The organism is Rubrivirga sp. S365 (assembly GCF_032248475.1).
Taxonomy (GTDB): domain Bacteria; phylum Bacteroidota; class Rhodothermia; order Rhodothermales; family Rubricoccaceae; genus Rubrivirga; species Rubrivirga litoralis.
Genome location: NZ_JAVTTN010000001.1, coordinates 1,489,840 through 1,511,368 on the forward strand (window position 1 = coordinate 1,489,840; position 21,529 = coordinate 1,511,368).

At 74.5% G+C, this 21,529-nt stretch carries 17 protein-coding genes; 12 read left to right on the top strand and 5 right to left on the bottom strand.

Annotated elements, in window-relative coordinates; genetic code table 11:
* Nucleotides 1–97: 97 nt before the first annotated feature.
* On the top strand, nt 98–1,729 hold the full coding sequence (locus RQM47_RS06515) for a DEAD/DEAH box helicase (RefSeq protein ID WP_311663989.1): 1,632 nt from the start codon (nt 98–100) through the stop codon (nt 1,727–1,729).
* A gap of 188 nt (nt 1,730–1,917) precedes the next feature.
* Nucleotides 1,918–2,625, top strand: a complete 708-nt coding sequence (locus tag RQM47_RS06520) for a hypothetical protein (RefSeq protein WP_311663991.1) — start codon at nt 1,918–1,920, stop codon at nt 2,623–2,625.
* Nucleotides 2,626–2,720: 95 nt separating this feature from the next.
* Here RQM47_RS06520 and RQM47_RS06525 read toward each other — a convergent pair whose 3' ends face one another.
* Nucleotides 2,721–4,406: a TIGR00341 family protein gene (locus RQM47_RS06525; RefSeq protein ID WP_311663993.1), complete on the bottom strand. Its 1,686-nt coding sequence runs from the start codon at nt 4,404–4,406 to the stop codon at nt 2,721–2,723.
* Nucleotides 4,407–4,572: 166 nt separating this feature from the next.
* On the opposite strand from RQM47_RS06525, the gene RQM47_RS06530 reads away from it, so the two are divergent.
* The 6 genes from RQM47_RS06530 to RQM47_RS06555 all read left to right on the top strand — a co-directional run bounded on the left by RQM47_RS06530 (nt 4,573) and on the right by RQM47_RS06555 (nt 13,928).
* A complete protein-coding gene (locus RQM47_RS06530; RefSeq protein ID WP_311663995.1) occupies nt 4,573–6,315 on the top strand; it encodes an Eco57I restriction-modification methylase domain-containing protein in 1,743 nt (580 codons plus the stop codon).
* Nucleotides 6,315–7,058: a PaeR7I family type II restriction endonuclease gene (locus tag RQM47_RS06535; protein ID WP_311663997.1), complete on the top strand. Its 744-nt coding sequence runs from the start codon at nt 6,315–6,317 to the stop codon at nt 7,056–7,058. Before RQM47_RS06530 ends, RQM47_RS06535 begins: the two co-directional genes overlap by 1 nt.
* 139 nt (nt 7,059–7,197) lie before the next feature.
* Nucleotides 7,198–8,337, top strand: a complete 1,140-nt coding sequence (ispG, locus tag RQM47_RS06540) for a flavodoxin-dependent (E)-4-hydroxy-3-methylbut-2-enyl-diphosphate synthase (protein WP_311663999.1) — start codon at nt 7,198–7,200, stop codon at nt 8,335–8,337.
* Nucleotides 8,338–8,486: 149 nt separating this feature from the next.
* The gene (locus RQM47_RS06545; RefSeq protein WP_314008031.1) at nt 8,487–9,530 is read left to right on the top strand and encodes a LacI family DNA-binding transcriptional regulator; all 1,044 of its coding nucleotides are present in this window, start codon (nt 8,487–8,489) and stop codon (nt 9,528–9,530) included.
* A gap of 58 nt (nt 9,531–9,588) precedes the next feature.
* A complete protein-coding gene (locus RQM47_RS06550) occupies nt 9,589–10,158 on the top strand; it encodes a hypothetical protein (RefSeq protein WP_311664003.1) in 570 nt (189 codons plus the stop codon).
* 188 nt (nt 10,159–10,346) lie between these two features.
* Complete coding sequence (locus RQM47_RS06555) at nt 10,347–13,928, top strand: GIY-YIG nuclease family protein (RefSeq protein ID WP_314008035.1); 3,582 nt, start codon at nt 10,347–10,349, stop codon at nt 13,926–13,928.
* A gap of 152 nt (nt 13,929–14,080) precedes the next feature.
* On the opposite strand, the gene RQM47_RS06560 is transcribed toward RQM47_RS06555, so the two are convergent.
* On the bottom strand, nt 14,081–15,262 hold the full coding sequence (locus RQM47_RS06560; RefSeq protein ID WP_314008037.1) for a glycosyltransferase: 1,182 nt from the start codon (nt 15,260–15,262) through the stop codon (nt 14,081–14,083).
* 134 nt (nt 15,263–15,396) lie between these two features.
* Here RQM47_RS06560 and RQM47_RS06565 point away from each other — a divergent pair, with 134 nt between their 5' ends.
* The 3 genes from RQM47_RS06565 to RQM47_RS06575 all read left to right on the top strand — a co-directional run bounded on the left by RQM47_RS06565 (nt 15,397) and on the right by RQM47_RS06575 (nt 18,904).
* Complete coding sequence (locus RQM47_RS06565; protein WP_314008040.1) at nt 15,397–16,080, top strand: CDP-alcohol phosphatidyltransferase family protein; 684 nt, start codon at nt 15,397–15,399, stop codon at nt 16,078–16,080.
* 300 nt (nt 16,081–16,380) lie between these two features.
* Nucleotides 16,381–17,361 (top strand): signal recognition particle-docking protein FtsY, encoded by a 981-nt coding sequence (ftsY, locus tag RQM47_RS06570; RefSeq protein ID WP_311664095.1) that lies wholly within the window; start codon nt 16,381–16,383, stop codon nt 17,359–17,361.
* Between the two features lie 202 nt (nt 17,362–17,563).
* Entirely contained in the window at nt 17,564–18,904 is a 1,341-nt protein-coding gene (locus RQM47_RS06575) for a GWxTD domain-containing protein (RefSeq protein WP_314008043.1), read from the top strand.
* Between the two features lie 140 nt (nt 18,905–19,044).
* Here the strand turns inward: RQM47_RS06575 and RQM47_RS06580 are convergent, their stop codons facing one another.
* The 3 genes from RQM47_RS06580 to RQM47_RS06590 all read right to left on the bottom strand — a co-directional run bounded on the left by RQM47_RS06580 (nt 19,045) and on the right by RQM47_RS06590 (nt 20,319).
* Nucleotides 19,045–19,218 carry a hypothetical protein gene (locus RQM47_RS06580; protein ID WP_311664091.1) on the bottom strand — a complete coding sequence of 58 codons (174 nt, stop codon included), beginning with the start codon at nt 19,216–19,218 and terminating at the stop codon, nt 19,045–19,047.
* A 386-nt stretch (nt 19,219–19,604) separates the two neighbouring features.
* Nucleotides 19,605–19,793, bottom strand: coding sequence for a lasso RiPP family leader peptide-containing protein (locus RQM47_RS06585; protein WP_311664089.1), 189 nt, complete (start codon nt 19,791–19,793; stop codon nt 19,605–19,607).
* A 337-nt stretch (nt 19,794–20,130) separates the two neighbouring features.
* Nucleotides 20,131–20,319, bottom strand: a complete 189-nt coding sequence (locus tag RQM47_RS06590) for a lasso RiPP family leader peptide-containing protein (protein ID WP_311664087.1) — start codon at nt 20,317–20,319, stop codon at nt 20,131–20,133.
* 241 nt (nt 20,320–20,560) lie between these two features.
* Here RQM47_RS06590 and fmt point away from each other — a divergent pair, with 241 nt between their 5' ends.
* On the top strand, nt 20,561–21,514 hold the full coding sequence (fmt, locus tag RQM47_RS06595; protein WP_311664086.1) for a methionyl-tRNA formyltransferase: 954 nt from the start codon (nt 20,561–20,563) through the stop codon (nt 21,512–21,514).
* Nucleotides 21,515–21,529: the final 15 nt, after the last annotated feature.

Here is a 21,529-nt window from a genome sequence, read left to right on the forward strand (position 1 = left end):
CCGCGTGGCGGAAACGCCCCCGCACACACCGATTCCGGCGACCCCCACGGTGGGGCCGCCTTCTCCAGCCGCCCGCTGCGCGCGGGCCGATCTCGCTATGACGTTCTCCGACCTCGGCCTCCACCCCGCCCTCGTCCAGACGGCCGCCGACCTGGGCTACGAGGCGCCCTCCCCGATCCAGGAGGCGCTCGTGCCCACGCTCCTCGCCGGCCGCGACGCCATCGGCCAGGCCCGCACGGGCACCGGCAAGACGGCCGCCTTCGCCCTCCCCGCCCTCCACAAGATGGCCGGGACCGCGGGCGGGGCGGTGCAGGTCCTCGTCCTCACGCCGACCCGCGAGCTGGCCGTCCAGGTCGCGAGCGCCGTCCACACCTACGGCCGCGCGTTCGACGTGCGGACGCTGCCCATCACGGGCGGCCAGCCGTACCACAAGCAGATCAAGCGGCTCCGGCGCGGGGTCGACGTCGTCGTCGCCACGCCGGGCCGGCTCGTGGACCTCGTGGGGCAGGGGGCCATCGACCTGGGGCACGTCCACACGGTCGTACTCGACGAGGCCGACGAGATGTTCTCGATGGGCTTCGCCGACGACCTCGACGCCATCTTCGACGCGCTCCCCGACGACCGCCAGACGGCCCTGCTCTCGGCGACGATGGCGCCGGCCGTGAAGCGGCTGGCCCAGAAGCGGCTCCGTGACCCCGAGGTCGTCTCCGTCACCGACGGCGACCGGACGGCGGCCGACGTCGAGCAGCGTGGGTACTACGTGAACGGCCGCGACAAGCTGAACGCGCTCGTGCGCCTGCTCGAGACCGAGGACGTGACGAGCGCGCTGTGCTTCGTGCGCACGCGGGCCGGCGCCTCGGCGCTCGCCGCCGACCTCTCGCGCCGGGGCTACGCGGCCGAGGAGATCTCGGGCGAGCTCAGCCAGTCCCAGCGGACGGCCGTGCTCGCGCGGTTCAAGAACAAGACGGTCCGCATCCTGTGCGCGACCGACGTGGCCGCGCGCGGGCTCGACATCGACCACGTCTCGCACGTGTTCAACGTCGACCTCCCGCACGACCCCGAGGCCTACGTCCACCGCGTCGGGCGGACGGGCCGGGCGGGGCGGGACGGCGTGGCGCTCTCGCTCGTCACGCCGCAGGACCGTGGCCTGCTCAAGCGCGTCGAGCGGGCCGCCGGCCGGGCCATCCCGCAGGCCGAGCTGCCGTCGGTCGAGGACGTCGAGGCGGTCCGCGCCCAGCGCCTCCAGGCCGACGTCGTGGCGGCGTTCGAGACGGCCACCGACGCCGACCGGCAGCTGGTCCTCGACCTCGTCACCGAGGGCCGCGACCCGATGGAGGTGGCCGCGGCCGCCTTCGCGCTCGCCCGCCGCGAGCGGGGCCAGGCGCCCGTCGAGCGCATCCAGCTTCCCGGCGCGCGGCGCGACCACGGCCACCGCCCCGCCCCCAGCCGCGACCGCGGCGCACCCCACCGTGGCGCCCGGAGCGAGGGCGGGGAGGCCGGCTACGTCCGCCTCGCCATCGACGCGGGCTACGACGCGCAGGTGCGCCCGGGCCAGGTCGTGAGCGCGATCGCGCGGACGGCCGACATCCCGGGCAAGGCGCTCGGCAAGATCCTCATCCACGACGCCCAGACGCTCGTCGACGTCCCGGCCGACCTCGTGGACCAGGTGCTCGCGCAGTCGGGCGACCTCCGGTTCGGCAAGCGGCTCGCCCAGATCGAGCGGGCCTAGAGCCGGCGGGGCGGCAGGCCGGTCCGTCAGCGGGTCGGCGCCCCAATCACGTTCCGACGGACCTCCGCCCCGCCCGCGTCGTGTACGCGGGCGGGGCGGCCGCATGGAGGCCGGCGCCTTCTTCGTCCCGCGCACGCGCGAGGGCGGGGCGGTCGCCCGTTGCGTGCCCACGTTTCCCCGCCCCGCCCATGCCCACGACCCCGCTCACGGGACGCCTCGCCGCCGGCCTCGCCGGCCTCGCGCTCGCCGCCGGGTGCACGCCCGCCCCGCCCCTCTACGCCTCGGAGCCCGTCGCCGAGACCGCCCCGGTCGTCGTCGACGGCGCGGCCGGCGAGTGGCCGCAAGCGCTCCGGCCGGTGCCCCGCGAAGGCGGCCTGACCGTCGGCCTCCGCCACACGGACGACGCGCTCTACGTGGTGCTCGTGGCCGGCGACGAGCGGCAGATCCGGCGCGTCTCGGCCGGCGGCCTCCGCCTGTGGCTCGACCCCGAGGGCGGGACCGAGCGCGTGCTCGGGATCGGCTACCCGCTCCCGCTCCCGACCGGGATCGCCCGGGGCGGTTCGGTCGAGAAGCGCCGGTTCGAGGAGCGGCTGGACCGGGTCGCGGTGCAGCGCGGGGGCGGGGCGGAGCAAACGTTCGCGGTGGACCGCCTCGACGGGCTGGAGGCGGCGGCGCAGTGGACGGACCGCGCCCTCGTCGTCGAGCTCCGCGTCCCGCTCGGGGCGGACAGCCCGGTCGCCGTCGCGCCCGGCGAGGCGCTCGGCGTGGGCGTCGAGCTGCTGGCTTCGGGGGCGCCGCCGCCGACCGCCCCGCCCCGCCGCGGGCCGGGGGCCGAGGCGGAGGAGCGTGAGACGCCCACGGTCACGAGGTGGCTCCGCACGGACCTCGCGCGCTAGCGCGCCCTTCGGGTGGGTACGGGGTGCGAGGTACGGCCCGATCCGACCTCGGCGCGCGTACCGCGAGTACCCTGTGCCTCTACCTGTGCTTTGCGCTAGCTCTGCGGCGGCGCGACCGAGAGCCGGACGCCGGGCGCCCCGGGCCGCGCGAGGACCTGACGGGCCGGGGCGCCGGCTTGAAGGAACCGGCGCCGGAGGCCCTCGACGCCAGCCGAGTCGGCGGTGACGGTCAGACGGAGGCTGGGGAACCGGGCGGCGAGGCCAGCCAATCCCATCACGCCGACCGAGTCGGCCGGGACCGGCCGGGCGCCCACCACGACGGACTGCACGCCGACGGAGGCCGGGGGGAGCTCGAGGGCGGCGGCGGCCTGGCGGACGACGATGGCCTCGGCCTCGGGCGGCAGCCGCCGCGCGGCGGCGTAGGTCACGACGACGCGCGTCGGCCCCGCCCCGACGGACACGTCGGCGCCGAGGGGGCGGACGCCGTCGGGGAGCGCGAGGTCGCCCAGCACGTCCGTGACCTGCCCGCCCAGCCGCTGCAGCGTGACCGAGGGCGGGTCGGGTGCGACGACGGACTCGGTCGGGGCGAGGCTCGTCGAGAACCGGGAGGCGATCGCGTCGAGGTCGCCGTCCGACGCCAGGAGCTGCTCGAACCGCACCGTCACCGGCTCGCCGGCCCCCGACGAGATCAGCCGCTCGACGCCGCCCCGCTCGTCTTCGTCGATCCACCCCGTCGTCGCCACGCGGAACCGGACGTCCGAGGTCCCCACCCCCAGCGTCACGTCGCGCGAGAGGACCGACGCGTCGCCCCGGGCCTGGATCTGTGCGGCGGCGGCACTGACGGCCCGTTCGACCCGAGTCTCGCGCAGGAACTGCATGAGCGACGTCGTGAGCGGGAACGAGACGACGGCGATAAACGCGACGACGAGCCCGACGCGCGCCCACGTCGACTCGAACACGCGGACCGACGAGAGCGACGGCGACCTGTCGATCCGCCCCGCCAGGCCGGGCAGCGACGTGTTGCGGTGCCAGTCGCGCGCGGCCGCGAGCACGTCGTCGCGGTGCATCCCGACGAGGAGGAAGGCGCCCATCCCGCTCAGGACGATGCCGCCGAGGTTGGCCCCGAACAGGAGGAGCGGCCCTTCGAGCAGGTCCCACCGCTGCGTCCCGATCGCGAACCCGGCCACGCCGAGCGGCGGGATGAGCGCGACGGCGATCGCCACGCCTGGGATTGACGCCGAAAGCCGCTTTTCGCGCGAGACCGTCACGACGGCGCCCGCGAGGCCCGAGAACACGGCGATCCCCAGGTCCAGCGTGGTCGGCCGCGTGCGCGAGGCGATCTCGGGCGTCACGTCTTGGAACGGGAGCACGAACACGAGCACAGCCGCCAGCGCGACGACGCTCGCGGCCCCGATGATGATCGTCAGCGCGGTCTGGAGCGCGAGGCGCCCGTCGCCGACGGCGAGCGCGAGCGAGAGCCCGAGCAGCGGCCCCAGCAGCGGCGCCACGAGCATGGCCCCGATGACCACGGCCGTCTGGTTGAGCCCGAGCCCGAGCGTGGCGATGGCGCCCGAGAGCAGGAGGACGAGCCAGAACGGGAGGTCGGTGTCGGTCGCCGCGTCGGCCGTGTCGCGGTAGAGGGCGGGGCAGTCCCACCGGCGGAGCCCGAACTTTTCGCGGGCGGCCTCCTCGATCCTCGTGCCGTCGTTCGTGCCGTCGGCCTCCGGGGCGGGGCTGTCGAGGGCGGGGTGGCGGTCGTCGGCGGGCGGGGCGTCGGGCATCGATGGGGGAGGGCGGGGCGGCCAGAGACGCTACGCACAAGATGCCCACCCCGCCCCCGCGACCGTCCGGCAGACGGGGAACGATAAAGGAAATCGGCCCGGGGACGCCGCGCAGCGCCGGGCGAAAACGGGGGCGGGGCGGCGCACGCGGGCGGTAGTTTCGAGCATGAAGACACTTGCTGATCCCGCCGTCCAGTTCGACATCTTCGGGGGCGTGAGCCGGAGCGGGGCGGTCGAGGCGGCAGTGGAGGCGATGGCGACGGCGCCAGCCGAGGCCCGTGGTGCCGTTCACACCAAGCCCGATATCGCCCGGTTCGTCCTCGACCTGGCGGGGTGGCGCACGTCGGCGGACCTCCTGCGCATGAGGCTGCTCGAGCCGTCGTTCGGGACGGGCGTGTTTTTGATCGCCGCCGTGCGGCGCTTGCTGGACGTGTGGGAGCAGACGCCAGACCGGACCATCGACCAGCTCAGGGGGCGCATCCGGGCCGTCGAGGTCCACCGGGCAACGGCCGCGGCGACGCGGTCCCGGCTGCTCGCTCTGCTTGCGGACCGCGCGATCCCGGAGGGCGAGGCCTACGCGCTCCTGGACGAGTGGCTACGGCAAGACGACTTCCTGCTCACCCCGCTCGACGGACCGTTCGACGTGGTCGTAGGGAACCCGCCGTACGTCCGTCAGGACGCCGTCGCCGCCCCGCTCGTCGCGCGCTACCGAGCTGATTACGAGACGGTCTACGACCGAGCCGATCTCTACGTCCCGTTTATTGAACGTGGGCTTCGCTTGCTGAGCGACGGCGGGCACTTGACGTACATCTGCGCGGACCGCTGGATGAAGAACCGCTACGGCGGCCCACTCCGCGAGATGGTGACGCGCGGCTACGCGCTCCGCCACGTCGTGACGCTCCACGGGGCCGACGTGTTCGACGCAGAGGTGGACGCTTACCCGTCTGTGTTCACGATTCAGCAGGGCAGAGCGCAGCGTACCCAGATTGCAGTCGTAGAGAACCCGTCTGTCGGACCGGCTGACCTTGCGCGTCTTGCGAAGATCGTCACCCGAGGAGGGGAGGCCCCAACGGGGGAGGGTGACGACGTGCGAATGGTGACAAGCGTAGGGTCGGGTTCCGCTCCCTGGGTCCTCGAAGCGTCCGACGCGCTGGACCTCCTCCGCCGGCTAGAACACGAGCACCCGACCATCCAGGATGCCCAGTGCCGAGTCGGGATTGGGGTAGCGACCGGGGCTGACCGCGTGTTTATCCGCCCCGCCCCTGACCTCCCCATTGAGCCGGACCGCGTCCTCCCCCTGGCTGTTGCGAAGGACGTCCGGGAGGACGGCACGCTCCAGTGGTCCGGCCGCGCGCTCGCCAATCCGTTCGACGACGAGGGTGCGCTCGTAGACATTGGCGCCTACCCCCTCTTGCGCGCGTACCTCGAGAGTCATGGCGAGGTCGTTCGCAACCGGCACGTCGCTCGCAAGGCACCTCAAAGGTGGTACCGCACCATTGACAAAGTGCGCCCCGGACTCCGAGAGACCCCGAAGCTCCTGATCCCCGACATCAAGGGCGGGGCGGTCGTCGCGTATGACCCGGGAGAGCTGTACCCGCACCACAACCTGTACTTCGTCACGTCCGACGAGTGGGACGTGCGCGCGCTCCAGGCCGTCCTGCGCTCGCGGGTGGCCGAGTTCCAGGTCGCCGCGTACGCGGTGCGGATGCGGGGGGGGTACCTCCGGTTTCAGGCCCAGTACCTCCGCCGCATCCGTCTTCCCCGCTGGTCTAGGGTGCCTGCCCTGCAGCGCAGGGCGCTGGCGGCCGCCGCGGTCGGGCCGCGCGAGGCGTGCGACCAGGCAGCTCGGGAGCTGTTCAGTGTGTCAGACGCGGAGTGGGCTACCATCTGCGAGACACTTGAGAACTGATGGCTGTTGACCTCGCGGATTTCGAACGGCGTGCTACAGAGGCTGTGCAGGTATTCTGGAGTACGCGGAAGCGTGCATCGGCAGCATCGGGCACGACCGACATCGGGAGCCGGGGGGCTGTCACGGCAGGAAAGAACCTCGACGGGTTCCTCGACCTGATCCGGGCTGTCGTCGTGGCGAATGGGCTCGGGGAAGACACCGTCTACTGCGGCACGCAAGGGACGCCTCGCCTGCGGCACACGGTCTTGCCCGGGTACTACCGCCCGAGCAAGGACTGGGACGCTCTCGTCGTCCACGGCGACGAACTGGTGGCCGCCGTCGAACTCAAGAGCCAGGTCGGGAGCTTCGGCAACAACTTCAACAACCGAGCGGAGGAGGTCGTCGGAATGGGAGAGGACCTGCGCGTGGCCTTTCGAGAGGGCCTTATCGGCGACGCGCCCCGCCCTTTCACTGGCTACCTCATGCTCCTCGAAGAGGCTCCCGGGTCGTCGTCCGCCGTCCGTGTGTCGTCGGGCCACTTCGAGCCGGACGCTGTGTTCGAGGGGGCGTCCTACGCCGAGCGCTACGAGATCCTGTGCGGGAGGCTCGTCCGCGAGGGCCTCTACGACGCTGCGACCGTCCTGCTGTCAGGCGCTGAGGGCGGGGCGGAGGGCCGGTTCCGCGACGTTAGCCCGACGACGAGCCTCCGCGCGTTCGTGGCACGGCTCGCCGCGCGTGTGGCCGAGGTCGCCGCCCGCGGATAGACCCACCCCGCCCCGCCCTCCGGTGAGCGCCGGGCGAAAACGGGCACGGCGCGGCGCACGCGGGCGGGGCGGCCGAACGTTCGCGTGCCGCCGCCGTACCCTCCGAGACCCACCCCGCCCCGCCCACGGGGCCGCCCGCATGGAGCTGTCCACAGAAGAATCGCAGCAGGCCGGCCAGGCCCCGCAGCGCCCGCGCCGCCACAGCCGCCAGGTCGTCCTCCGCCACACGGTCGACGGCGAGGAGCGTGAGGTGCGGATCGGCGGCGGCGCCCCGATCTCCGTGCAGTCCATGACGACGGGGAAGACCCACGACGTGCCCGGCTGCCTCGCCGAGATCCGCGGGCTCGCCGAGGCCGGCGCCGACGTCGTCCGCGTGGCCGTGCCGCGGCCTGAAGACGCCGACGCGCTCGCGGCGGTCGTCGCGGGGAGCCCGGTGCCCATCGTGGCCGACATCCACTTCAACTACCAGTACGCCCTGCAGGCGCTCGAGGCCGGCGTCGCCAAGGTGCGGATCAACCCGGGCAACATCGGCAAGCCCGAGTGGGAGCGCGAGGTGCTCCGCGCGGCGAAGGACCGGGGCGTGCCCATCCGGATCGGCGTGAACTCGGGGTCGCTCGAAAAGGACATCCTCGACAAGTGGGGCTTCCCGCGGCCCGAGGCCCTGTTCGAGAGCGCGATGCGCCACGTCGAGGTCTGCGAGCGCGAGGGGTTCGAGGACGTCGTGATCTCGGTCAAGCACTCGGACGTGTACTTCATGATCCAGAGCTACCGTCTGCTCGCCGCCGAGACCGATTACCCGCTCCACCTGGGCGTGACCGAGTCGGGCAGCCTCAAGACCGGGCCGATCAAGTCGTCGATCGGGATCGGCTCGCTCCTCGCCGACGGCATCGGCGACACGATCCGCGTCTCGCTCGCGGCCGACTCGGTCAACGAGGTGCTCGTGGGCCACCAGATCCTCAAGTCGCTCCGGCTCGGGCGCCCCGGCGTCAACGTCATCGCGTGCCCGACGTGCGGGCGCCTCGCGGGCGACCTCTTTTCCGTGGTCGACGAGGTCGAAGAGGCCGTCGCCAAGCGCGGGTTCGAGAAGGACCTCAACGTGGCGCTCATGGGCTGCGCCGTGAACGGGCCGGGCGAGGCGGCCGGCGCCGACCTCGGCGTGTCGCTCGGGCGGGGCCGCGCGCACCTGTTCAAGCACGGCAAGATCGTGGGGACCGTCGACCAGGGCGAGATCGCGGACGCCGTGATCGACCTCATCGAGCGCTGGGACGACGAGGCGTAGCGCACCGCCGACTCGCCCTCCCGCACCCGCGGGCGGGGCGGCCCTCACCGGCCTCTCCGGGTTCGTTCTGCTGCTCCGCCTCGTGTCCGGGCGGGGCGGGACGTATTCTGCTCGTTGAAAGCGCTTTCGCTCACCGCCCCGCCCCCGTTTTGGCCGTCACCATCTACGACATCGCCGACGAGGCCCACGTGTCCATCGCGACGGTCTCGCGCGTGTTCAACGAGCACCCCCGGGTGTCCGAAGACACGCGCCGCCGCGTGTTCCGCGTGGCGGAGCGGGTGGGGTACGAGCCGCACACGGGCGCGCAGAGCCTGGCCCGGAAGGGGACGAACCTGGTCTCGGCCGTCGTGCCGGTGATGACCTCGTTCTTCTTTATGGAGGTGCTCCGCGGGGCGCAGGGCGGGCTCGACGGGAGCCCCTACGACCTCCTCGTCTACCCCAGCCGGACGTTCTCCGGCGTCGACGCCCAGCTCGGCCGGGCGCTCCAGCGCGGGCGCTCTGACGGGCTCCTCCTCGTCTCCGTCCGCCCGACGCCGGACCGCGTGCGGCGGCTCCAGGCGACGTCCCAGGCCGTCGTCCTCGTCGACGACGCCCACGAGGCGTTCGACTCGATCACGGTCGACAGCCGGTGGGGCGGGCGCGTGGCCGTCGAGCACCTGATCGAGCGGGGTCACGAGCGCGTCGGCCTCCTGCTGCCCGTGCCCGGCACGACGCCCGGCGACGAGCGGCTCGCCGGCTACCACGACGCGCTGGCCGCGGCGGGGCGGGAGCCCGACCCGGACCTCGTCGTCTCCGCCGACTGGCACCACGACCTCCAGGGCTTTACGCGGTTCGCGGGCTACCGAGCCATGCAGGTCCTGCTCGACCGCTTCGCCGACCGCCCCGCCCAGCGGCCGACGGCCGTGTTCGTCGCCGCCGACATCATGGCGTTCGGGGCGCTCCGGGCCGCCCACGAGGCCGGCCTCCGCGTCCCGGGCGACCTCGACGTCGTCGGGTTCGACGACGTCGACGCGAGCGCCTACCTCGGACTCACGACGCTCCACCAGCCGATGGTCGAGATGGGCCAGCTGGCGACGGAGAAGCTGCGCCGCCGCCTCGACGACCCGGGCGCCCCGCCCTCGCACACCGTCTTCGCGCCGCGCCTCGTGGTCCGCGAGACGACGGGCGGGGCGGCCACGGCGCCCTCGGCGTAGCGGGCCGCCGCGCGATCTCAGCGCGCCGCGCGTTCTACGCGGCCCATCCCGCCCGCCCGTGACCGCTGCCCGCCCCGCTCCGCTCGTCCGCCCCGCCGGCCGCTCGGCCCCGTTAAGGCGCCTTCGCCTGGGCGGGGCGGTCGCGCTGAGCCTCCTCCTCGCAGCCGGGGCGGCGGCACAGACCGCCCCGCCCGCCGACCTCGCGCGGGCCGAGGCCGCGTTCGCGGCCGTCACCGCCGACCGCCCCGCCCCGTGCGCGCCGGGCGGGGCGGCGTGCGCCGACCTCGCCGCGCTCTGCCGCGCCGACGCCGCCCTGTGCCGCGGCGGCTTCGCCCCGTTCGCCGGCGACGACTCGACGTTCGCCGTCGAGCGCGTCGTGGACGGCGAGCGCCGGCTCGTGGCCCTCAACCGGAGGGGCGAGGACCGCTTTCTCGCGCTCCCCGGCGGCGCCCCGCCGGCCCCGTTCGTCGCCGTGTTCGCGTCGTCGGGCGGGGAGGACCTGCCGGGGCTCGTCGTGAGCGTGGGCGAGGCCGACGTGCTGTACGGCCTCCGCGTCCCCGCCCGCGCAGCCGTCGTCTTCCGCCCCGCCCGCGCACCCGACGTCCGCCCGCGCGGGCTGGACGAGTAGCCCGCCGCTCGGGCGGGGTGGGCAGCGGGGGGCGCCGTGTGCATCTTGCGCCGGACCGCCCCGCCCCGGACCCCGACGCTGGAGACCGGGTACCACCCGCACAAGCGGGGCGGGTTCGTTCTACACCCAGTTCCACACGAGGTCGTCATCCCTGCGCAGGTGGGGACCCATCCGATTCCCCCCACAGAGTGGCTCGTCCCGGGTTCGTCTACATCCTCGCCAGCAAGCCCAACGGGACGCTCTACGTCGGCGTGACGAGTGACCCCGCACGCCGGATCAGTGAGCACCGGAGCGGGGCGGCCTCCCGGTTCACGACCGAGTACGGCGCGGACCGCCTCGTCTACGTGGAGCGCTACGACAGCATTCAAGACGCGATCGAGCGGGAGAAGCGGCTGAAAAAATGGAACCGGGCGTGGAAGCTGCGGATCATCCGCGAGCAGAACCCGACGTGGCGGGACCTGTGGGCGGACCTGGAGAGCCAGCCGGGCAGCCGGGGTTCTTCGTGGGAAGGCCGCATGGGTCCCCGCCTGCGCGGGGATGACTCGTCTGGAAAGGGCGGGAAGGTGAAGGGTGGGTCCGAGCGCCAGGGCGGGGCGGTCGTGCCACCCCGCCCCTCCGCCCCCAGCGACGGGCGGGGCGGGGCGGTCGGGCGGGCCGCCGCGCTGCTCGCCCTGCTCCTCACGTTCGCCGCGTGCGGCGACGAGCCGGCCGAGACCCGGCTGGCGGGCGAGGGGCCGGCCGTGCTCGCCGCGCTCGCCGTCGAGGTCGAGGCGCCGGCCGAGGGCGACTCGCTCGCCGAGGCCCGCGCCACGTTCCAGGCCGACGAGGCCGGCTCCGTGTGGTACGACGCGCTCGCGGCGCCGGGCGACGACGCCGCCATGGGCTACACCGTCGACGGCCGGCCGGTCCTCGACGGGTGGCGCTGGTGGACCGATGCCGACTCGACGACGCTCGGGCCGCGCGAGCGTGTCCGCGGCGTGGCCCGGCCTGACGTGGCCCTCCGGTCGTACCTGGCGCGCGACACGTCGGGGTTCCTCGTCAAGCTGTTCGACCAGATCCGCGGGCGCCGCCCCGCCCGGCTCAGCGAGCGCGTGACGCTGCTCGACGGCGGGGCGGGGCGGCCGGGCGCGCTGCTCGTCGAGGTCCCCGACGAGATGGGCGTCGTCGCGTTTCGTCCGGTCCGCGGCGACCGCGGGGCGGCCGGGCTGTACCGCGTCGAGCAGGCCGGCGACGCGCTCGCCTTCGCCCCGGCCGACCTCGCGGCCGACTCGGCGGCGACGGGGCCGGTGTGGACGGCCGCCGTGGCCGCGGGCGGGGCGGTCCGGTCGGTCTCCGTCGCGGCCGACGTGCCGGAGGGCGGCCGCGACGCCGCGTTCCGCCTGGGCGAGATCGCCTTCGAGACGCCCGGCGCCGTCGCCGTGTCGACCGGCCCGACGGCGGCGGCGGCCGTCGCCGAGGCCCGGCGTGCGCTCGCCAACGCCGGCGCGCTCCGCGAGCGCCGGAGCCGCCGGCTGGCGGCCGTCGTCGACGACATCGGGTTCGAGACCGAGGACGAGGCGACTAACATGGCCTTCCGCTGGGCGGCCCTCTCGCTGGACGCGCTCGCCCGGCGCGACTCGGGCCGCGTGTACCTCGCGCCCGGGCTGCCCGGCGCCGAGCCGGCTTCGTACCCGTCCGCCGCGTGGACGGTCGGGGCGTTCCTCGACCTGGGGCAGTGGGACACGGCCCGCGACCTGGTCACGACGCTCGGGGCGGCCCAGCGGTTCGACCGCCGGATCGACCTGCTGGGGCGCGCGCCCGACCTCGTCCCTTACGACGGCGACCCCGTGTTCGCGTCCGCCGACGGGACGCCCCTGTTCCTCGGCGCCGCCGGCGACTACGTCCGCACCACAGGCGACCGCTCGATCGTGACGGGCGGGTCGGACTTCTGGTTCAAGACGGTCTTCGCGCTCCGCGGCATCTACGAGCCCGACACCCGCAACGGCAGCGCGACCGACGACCAGGGCTTCCTCGTGTCCCGCGGCCCGCGCGGCACGTTCCTCGACGGCGACCCCGAGCGGGGCGGGGCGGTCCGCCGTGGGGCGACGGCCGAGGGGCAGGGCGCGCTGTACCAGGCGCTCGAGACGGCCACGCAGTTTGCCCGCATCATGGGCGTCTCGCAGCGGTCGTCGGCGTCGTGGTATGCCGACACGTCGGACGTGCTGCTCGACCAGTTCCAGCGCCGGTTCGTGCGCGCCGGCGACGTCGCGGACCGAGTCGACGGCGGCCGCCCCGCCCCCGGCGAGCGGCCCGGCGGCCTGCTCGCGCTCGCGCTCCTCGACGGGCTCCCGACGGAGGAGCGCGGGGCGCTCGCGCAGCGGCTCGCCGAGCGCCTCGTGTTCCCGTACGGCGTCGCGTCGCTGGCCCAGACGGACACGCTGTTCCACCCGTACCTCGACGCCCCCGACTACTACCCGGCCGAGGCGGCGCGCACGGGCGGGGCGGTGTGGACGTGGCTCGCGGGTCCGGTCGCGACGCTGTTCGCGGAGACGGGCGGGGCGGGGGCGGCGGCCGAGCTCATGCGCAACCAGACGGTGCTCCTCCTCGACCGCGACGTGATCGGGGCGATCCCCGAGCTCGTGGCCGGGCACCCGCGCACGGCCGAGACGCCGCCGGCGGTCGGCGGGGCGCCGGTCAACCCGTGGAGCCTGGCGAGCTACGTCCGGGGGACGGTCGAGGGGCTGGTCGGCGCGCGCTACCAGAGCGCCGACACGCTCGTCGTGGCGCCCAGCCTGCCCGAGTTCTGGGGCGAGACGACGGTGCGGATGCGCCTGGGGGGCGGGGCGGTCCGCCTCACGCTCGCGGGCACGGCGACGGGCCTGGACGCCCGCGTCGAGCCCGAAGGCGACCTCCCCGCCGGGGCGGCCATCGTCTTCGAGGAGTCCGGCCGGCGCGTCGTGGTCCCCCTCGGGCGGAGCCAGGGCGACACGCTGACCGTCGCGCGCGACCCGTTCGACGTCGCGGTCACGCCCGAGGGCGCCACGCTCGACGGCGAGCTGACGGACTCCGCCCCGCTCGCCGACCGCGCCGCCGACTGGAGCGCGTTCGCATTCGCCACGCCCGACCTCCGCGACGAGTACCCGGTCATGCGCGCGGTCGAGAGCCGGCGCGATCTCGGCCCCGACCAGATCCTCCGCGACAACCCCCGCGCGCGCGTCGTGCTGAGCCAGACCGACCCCGACGGCGACGACTGGGGCGCGACCAGCACGTTCGTCTACCCCGAGGGCGTGGCCCGGGGCGCCCTCGACGCGACCTATCTCGAGGTGGCCCGCGACGACTCGACGACCTACGTCCGCGCCGAGTTCGCGGCCCTCCCGCGCGACCCGCAGACGATCGTGGCGTTCGCGATCGACACCGAAGATGGCGGCCAGACCACAGTCGGCAACGGGGCCGACTACGCGTTCCCCGAGGACCAGGGTTACGAGTACGTCGTGTTCGTCGGCGACGGGCTCGTCGTCGAGGACGCCGCGGGCCGCCGCGTGGGCGAGCTGGCGGGGCAGTCCGTGTTCGAGCCGGCCACGGGCTCGCTCCGGTTCGCGCTGCCGTCGTTCGTGGTCCCCCCGCTGGGGCGGGGCGCGACCGTGACCATGCTCGTCGGCGCGCTCGAGCCGGGCGAGGGGGCGGGGCGGTTCCGGCGCGTGGCCGAGGAGGTCTCGGCGACGACCGGCGGCGGCCGCGTGGACCGGCGGGCGCCGAACGTGTACGACGTGGTCGTTGGGCGCGTCCGGTAGGCCGCCGGTCCACGCGGTGTGGGCGGGGCGGCGCCGTGTGGCACGGGTCGACATCGGCGTAGCGCCGTCGCATGGGACGGCGCTACAGGATGGCGGGGCGGCAGGGATTCACCACCCCGCCCTGGGCGGGCGGGGCGGTGGGCTCGGGACCGTCACCACCGCTGCGGCCTGGGCAGGGCGCCGAGCACCGCGAGGACGGCGTGGTACCCCGCCGAGAGCCCGTCGAGGACCGGCTGCCACAGGCGGAGGTCGCCCTCGGCCTCGAAGGCGTCAAACGCCGGCAGCAGCGCCGTCCGCTGGACGAGCAGCTTGGCCGCGAGCAGTCCCCAGCCGTACGGCGCCCCGCCCAGGACGTGCAGGAGCGGGGCGCCGAGCCAGAGCGCCAGGTTCGCCGTGTGGAACAGGCCGAGCGCCGCCAGCACGCCGGCCGGGTAGTGCGCGCCGGCTCCGGCGTGCCGCCGCTTCTGGCGCCAGAACGCGCGCGGCGAGGGCGGGGCGGGCGAGGGCACCGCCGCCCGCGCGTCGAGCACGTAGTCGACCGGCGCGGCGTTCTGCCGCGCGACGGCTTGCACGAGCAGGTCGTCGTCGCCCGAGAGCGACGCGGCCGAAAAGCCACCGACGCGGGCGGGGAGGCCGCGCGGGTACGACAGGTTGCGGCCGACGGCGTGCCACGGCCGTCCCCACCCCGCCCCGGCCGCGGCCAGCGTCGCCGTCTGGACCGTCTCGTAGCGGGCAAAGCGGTTGGTCCACCCCGCCCCCGGCTCCATCGGCCCGTAGCCGACGAGGACGGCGCCGTCGTCGGGCGCGCCGTCCGCCCCGCCGGCCCAGAGGGCGAGCGCGGCGAGCCACGTCGGCGGCGGGCGCCCATCAGCGTCGGTGAGGGCGAGGCGGTCGTGGCGGGCGGCCTCCACGCCCTGTGCGAGTGCGTGCTTTTTGGGCGGGAGCCCGGCCGCCTCGGGCTCGCCCGGCGCGACCGCCACGAGCCGGAGCGCTGGCCCGCCCTGGCGCTCCCACACCTGCGCCCGCCGCGCCACCACGTCGGCCGTGGCGTCGGTCGAGCGGTCGTCGACCACGACGACCTCGAAGGCGGGGCGGCCGTCGGCGCCGTCGTACCGCTGCCGCCCGAGGGCGTCGAGGAGCACCGGCAGGCGCTCGGCCTCATCGTGCGCCGCCACGACGACGCTCACCGGGAACGGGGCGGGGTGGGGGAGGGGCGCGTCGGGCTCCACCCCGCCCTCCTGGACGCGGCGGAGGCCGGCCCCGGCCCACGCCCACCCCAGCGCCTGCACGACGAACGCGGCGACGAGGACGGCGAGCCAGACGGACAGCGACATCAGCACAGGGCGGATTGGGGGCAGACCCGCAAGGCGGACTCGGGGGGCGGGGCGGGACGTCGGGGAGACGCCCAAGATCGGTCCGCGGGAGCCCGGCTATCTTCGCCGCCCCGCCCGCGTGCGGGAGTCCACCCATGCCCACGCCGCCTGCCCCGCCCGCTCCACCCCGCCCGGCCACCGTCGGGCGGTTCCCGGAGATGGGCACGTTCTGGACGGCGGCGAACGTGCTGAGCCTGTCGCGCGCCGTGCTCGTGGTCCCGATCGCGAAGCTCGTCTACGACGGCGGCCCCATCGGGTGGATGTTCGCGCTCATCGGGCTGGCGATCGCGACCGACTGGTTCGACGGCCGCGTGGCGCGGTGGAGCGGGACCGTCAGCGAGTGGGGGAAGGTGCTCGACGCGACGGCCGACAAGCTGGCCGCCGCCGCGGTCACGGTCGCCCTCCTCGTGCGCCCGCCCGAGGCCGGCCCGTCGCTCCCGCTGTGGTTCGTGGCCCTCGCCGTCTCGCGCGACGTGCTGCTCGCCGCCGGCGGGCTCGTCCAGACGCGGCGGCTCGGGCGGTTCACGTCGTCCCTGTGGAGCGGGAAGGTGGCCGTGGCCGCGCTCGCCGCGACGGTCGTCGCCGCGCTCCTCGCCGCGCGCCCCCCGGTCCTCGACGCCCTCGTCGGGCTGACGGCCGCCGCGATGGCCGTCTCCATCGTCAAGTACGGCCTCCGGTTCGTCGCCATCGTCCGCCACGGCCCGGCCGCCCTCCACGCCGACGGCAACACGCTCCGCCCCGAGCACCGCGTCGGCGGGCGGGGCGGCGGAGGCGGGTAGAGCAGGTAGAGCAGGTAGAGCAGGTAGAGCAGGTAGAGCAGGTAGAGCAGGTAGAGCAGGTAGAGCAGGTAGAGCAGGTAGAGCAGGTAGAGCAGGTAGAGCAGGTAGAGCAGGTAGAGCAGCGGGCGGGGCGGCCGACGAAAAGTTCCACGGCGGCTCCCGCCCCGCCCCTTGCGCCGCACGGGCGGGGCGGGCACGTGCTCTCTCCGCTCTCCCTGCTCTCTCCGCTCTCTCCGCACACGCGCCGGGGATCCCCCGCCCCGCCCCGCCGGTACCGCTTGGGCACCACCGACCGACGTGATGGCCCTGTTCGGGTTCAAGAGAAAGCAGAAGGAGCAGGAGCAAGAGACGCTCGAGGCCGGCCTCGAAAAAACGCGGACCGGCCTGTTCGACAAGCTCAGCCGCGCCGTCGCCGGCAAGGACACGGTCGACGACGACGTCCTCGACGACCTCGAAGAGGTCCTCGTGACGTCCGACGTGGGCGTCACGACGACGGTCGACGTGATTCGGCGGATCGAGGCGCGCGTGGCCGAGGACAAGTACGTCTCGACGGCCGAGCTCCAAGGGCTCATCCGGGCCGAGATCGCGAACCTCCTGCTCCAGAACGCGCCCGAGCGCCCGGCCGACTTCGACGCCCCGCTCCCGTCGACGCCCCACGTGGTCATGGTCGTCGGCGTCAACGGCGTGGGCAAGACGACGTCGATCGGCAAGATGGCCCACCGCTACAAGGTGGCCGGCAAGTCGGTCCTCCTCGGCGCCGCCGACACGTTCCGCGCTGCGGCGACGGAGCAGCTCGACGTGTGGGCGGGGCGGGCCGGCGTCCCCATCATCAAGCAGTACCAGGGTGCCGACCCGGCGGCGGTCGCCTTTGACACGCTGGCTGCGGCCAAGTCCCGCGATACCGACGTGGTCCTCATCGACACGGCGGGGCGGCTCCACAACCGGGTCGGGCTCATGGACGAGCTCGCCAAGGTCCGCCGGGTCATGGACCGTCAGGTGGCCGGCGCTCCGCACGAGGTGCTCCTCGTGCTCGACGGGTCGACGGGCCAGAACGCGCTCCGCCAGGCTGAGGCCTTTACCGAGTCCGTCGACGTGACCGGGCTGGTCCTCACGAAGCTCGACGGGACGGCCAAGGGGGGCATCGTGATTGGCATTTCCAACGAGTTCCAGATCCCCGTTAAATACATCGGCGTGGGCGAGGGAATCGACGACCTCCAGGTCTTCGACCGCTCGGCCTTCGTCGACGCCCTGTTCGGCGACGGCGCGCAGAGCGCCGGGTAGAGCGCCTCCCGCCCCGCCCCGAGTGCTGCGCCCGCCGCTCCGTTTCGACCGCTGCGCCGGCTCGCCGCCCCGCCCCGCCCGTTCGCTCGGCACGCGCGACGGTTCGCCGCGTCCGCCGCGTCTGCGCCCCCGCCCCGCCCGACCTTAGGGATCCGGGTTTCTGCCGGTTTCCACCCCTCGACCCCGCGCTCGCCCTGAGCCTATGCGCGCCTGCTACCTCGCCGCGCTCGCCGTCCTGACGGCCCTCGTCGCCATCCTGCCTCCGGTCGCCGCCGCCCAGACGGGCGGCCCGGCCGTCGACCTCGTCACGCGCCGCGCCGGCGGTCCGGTCTCGGGCGGGGCGGCGGACCAGGTGCGGCTCGACGTCTACGTGGCCGTGCCCCACACGTCGCTCCAGTTCCTCGCGCGCGGCGACGCCTTCGAGGCCCGCTACGCCGTGACGGCGCAGGTGTACCGCGCCGGCGACGACGGCGACCTCGGCGCCGCCGTCGCCAGCCGTACGGCGGCCCGCGAGGTGGCGGCGCCCAACTACGGGTCGACGCAGAACCCGGCCGTCGAAGACCGCGCGGTTCTCCCTGTCGGCCTCGCGCCGGGCCGCTACCTCGTCCGCGTGACGGTCGAGGACGGCGCCAGCGGGCGGACGGCGACGACGGAGGAGGTCCACACGGTCCGGCCCCTCACGCGCGGGGCCGTCGCCGTGAGCGACCTGCTCCTGCTCCGCTCCGCGCCCGGCACGCCGGCCTCGGAGCCCGTCGTCGGGGCCACGATCCCGACCGACGCGGGCTCGTTCTGGGCTTCGTTCGAGGTCTACAGCGCGGCCCGTCGCGATCTCCAGGTGACGACCGTCGTGACCGAGCGGGGCGGCTCGCGTGAGCGCCCGTCGTTCGGGGCGCTCCTCGGCCTCGCACCGCGCCGCGCCGCCGACTACGGCGTCGCCGTCACGACGGCGCTCGCGGTTGGGGCGGGGCGGACCGAGGCGGCCGTCGAGGTCGGCGCCGATAGCCTCGACGTCGGCGACTACACGCTGACGCTCCGGCTCGAGACGCTCCGCGGCGACCTCCTCGCCGAGACGGCCAAGCCGTTCGCCGTCCGCTGGACCGGGCTCGAAGGCCAGATCGCCGACGTCGACCGCGCCATCGACCAGCTTCGCCACGTGGCCGGGTCCGACGTGATCGCCGCGATCCGCCGGGCGGCGACGCCGGCCGAGCGGTACAAGCGGTTCCTCGCCTTCTGGGACCGCCGCGACCCCTCGCCGGGGACGCTCCGCAACGAGCGGATGGAGGAGTACTACGGGCGCGTGGCGTCGGCCAACCGGCGGTACTCGCGCGGCCGCGTGAGCGGGTGGAACACGGACTTCGGCGAGGTCTACATCCAGTTCGGGGAGCCCGACGAGGTCCAGGAGCGGGGCTCGAACTACGGCACGCGGCCGTACCAGGTGTGGCGGTACTACGAGCTGGGCCGCCAGTTCATCTTCACCGACCCCACGGGGTCGGGCGACTTCCGGCTCGCGATCCCCACGTGGGACGAGCGAACTCGGATGTAGACCGCCCCGCCCCCGAGGCACGGGCGGGCGGTGAGCGTGGGCGGGGCGGCTGCGGAGCCCACAACGCAGAGCGAGCCCTACGACCCGAAGGACGTAGGGCTCGCGTCGTGCTCAGGCCGCTCGGCGGCCTGGCCGCCTGCTCAGGTGCAGGTCTGGTCGTCCGCCGTGGTGCAGATGTCGAGCGACCCGTTGGAGGTGCCGACGACCTGGCCGTTGGTAAAGATCTGGTCGGTCTGCGCCGAGGTCTGGTCGGCCGCCGTCAGGATGCGGACGTGGCCGAGGTCGATCAGGGCGGGGGAGGTGTAGGGCTTCATGGCGAGGTGGGTTGGTGAGAGGGGAGTGACCAACCTAGCGGGGCGGGGGGGGGCGGGCGGCGTAGGGCGCGGCACTACGAGGGGGCGGTGCGCCGAAAATCACTCTAGCAGCCCCGTCCAGGGGCGCGCCTCGCGGGTTCATCACCTGAAGCGCACCTGAAGGCCACCTCCTCAATACCTCTCTCTCGACGTTCCGGGACCGCCGCCCCGCCCTACACCTTCGGGCGGGGTGGTCCTTGGCCGTCGAGCGCGGCCTCTCGCCAGAGACGGCCGTCTTGCTGCGGGCGGGGCGGGCGAGGGCCATAAAGCACGCGAGCCCCGCGCCACGAGGGCGCGGGGCTCGGCCGGCGGAGGGCGCCGGGACTCGGACTACGCGGGCGGGGCCTCTACTTGCAGAGGTCGCCGGGGCGCGGCGGCTTGGCCGGCGAGACGCAGGCGTCGAGCGAGCCTGTGCTCTCCCCGATCTGGTTGCCGGAGTCGAGGATCGAGTCGGTCTGCATCGACGTCTGGTCCGCCGCGGTCAGCGTGCGGACGTCGCCGATGTCGGTGAGTTGGGGGGGGGTATAGGTCTTCATGGCTGTGCTGGGATGGTGGACGTGGGATCGAAGCGTACGGCGCCTGGGAGCGGCCCGCTGTAGGGCGCCGCCGCGAGGCATCGTAGGAGAAACGCCTGTGCACGCGCTGTGCCACGGCTGGGCGGGCACCGAGAGCAGGCGTAGAGCGACCCTCAGGGTATAGAACGTCCTTGCGTCACTGTCGCTACAACGCGTTGCCGTTCTATATGATAGACGTGCTCGTCGGGCCAGAGGGACAGTCGCAGACGAGCGGGCTGCGCTCGGTGGTCGCACCAACAGAGCGAGCCCCGCGCCGAAGCACGGGGCTCGCGAGTCCTGCCTGAGCGGTCTAGAGACCTCAGGTGCAGGTGTCGCCGGGCTGCGGGTTCGGGCTCGGCGAGACGCACGCGTCGAGCGATCCCTGGCTCGTCCCGATGGACTCGCCGTTGTTGAAGATCTGGTCGGTCTGCGTCGACTGCTGGTCGGCCGCGGTCAGCGTGCGGACGTCGCCGAGGTCGGCGAGGGCGGGGGTGCTGTAGGTTTTCATATCGGAGGGGGTTCGAGGAGTGTGAGTAGGCGGTTGCCCCGTGGGGAGGGCGCAGCCTGGAAGAGGGGCGTGTCAATGCAGCGCCAGTCCCCGCCCCGCCCTGAACAACGCGCGGCGTTGACACGGGGCCGCTCCCGTGCGCGTCGGTATACGCCCGCCGGGGGCGGGGTGGAGACGCCCGCCCCGCCCGCGTCCCGCCCGTGCCGCGGTGCGCCACCTGGGCGCGCCGCTAGCTTCCGGGATGGCCGACTCCCCGCGCACCGTGTTCATGGGCACCCCCGACTTCGCGGTGCCCTCTCTCGACGCCCTCGTCGCCGCCGACCTCGCCCCGGTCGCCGTCGTCACCGTCCCCGACAAGCCGGCGGGGCGGGGGCAGAGCGTGCGGGCTTCGGCGGTGAAGAAGGCCGCCGAGCGGCACGGGCTGCCCGTACTCCAGCCCGCGTCGCTCCAGGACGAGGCGTTCCACGACGCGCTCCGCGCTCTGCGGCCGGACATCCTGGCCGTCGTCGCCTTCCGCATCCTGCCGCCCGAGGTCTACGAGGCGGCAACGCTCGGCGCGTTCAACCTCCACGGGTCGCTGCTTCCGGCCTACCGCGGGGCCGCCCCGATCCAGCGGGCGCTCATGGACGGCGTGGCCGAGACCGGCGTGACCACGTTCTTCCTCCAGAAGACGGTCGACACGGGCAACGTCATCCTGCGGCGCCGGCTCGCCGTCGGGCCGGACGACACGGCCGGCGACGTCCACGACCGGCTGGCGGCGCTGGGCGCCGAGGCCGTCGTCGAGACCGTCCGCCGGATCGCCGCCGGCGAGGCCCACGCCGAGCCGCAGGACGACGCACTCGCCAGCCCAGCGCCCAAGCTGTTCCGCGACGACGCCCGCATCGACTGGTCCCGCCCCGCCCGCGCCGTCCACGACCACGTCCGCGCGCTCTCGCCGTACCCCGGCGCGTGGACCGCGTGGGCGCCCGCGGGCGAGCGCGAGACGCTCAAGGTGCTCCGCACGCGCGTCGACGCCGAGGGCGGGGCGGTGGGCGCCGCGGGCGCCGTCGTCGAGGCCGACGGCCGCCTCGTCGTCGCGTGCGGCGAGGGCGCCGTCGAGGTCCTAGAGGTGCAGCGCCAGGGGAAGCGGCGGATGAGCGTGGCCGACTTTCTGAACGGGGCCGACCTGGGCACCGGCGCCGTCCTCGGCGAGTAGGGGGAGGGCTGCGCC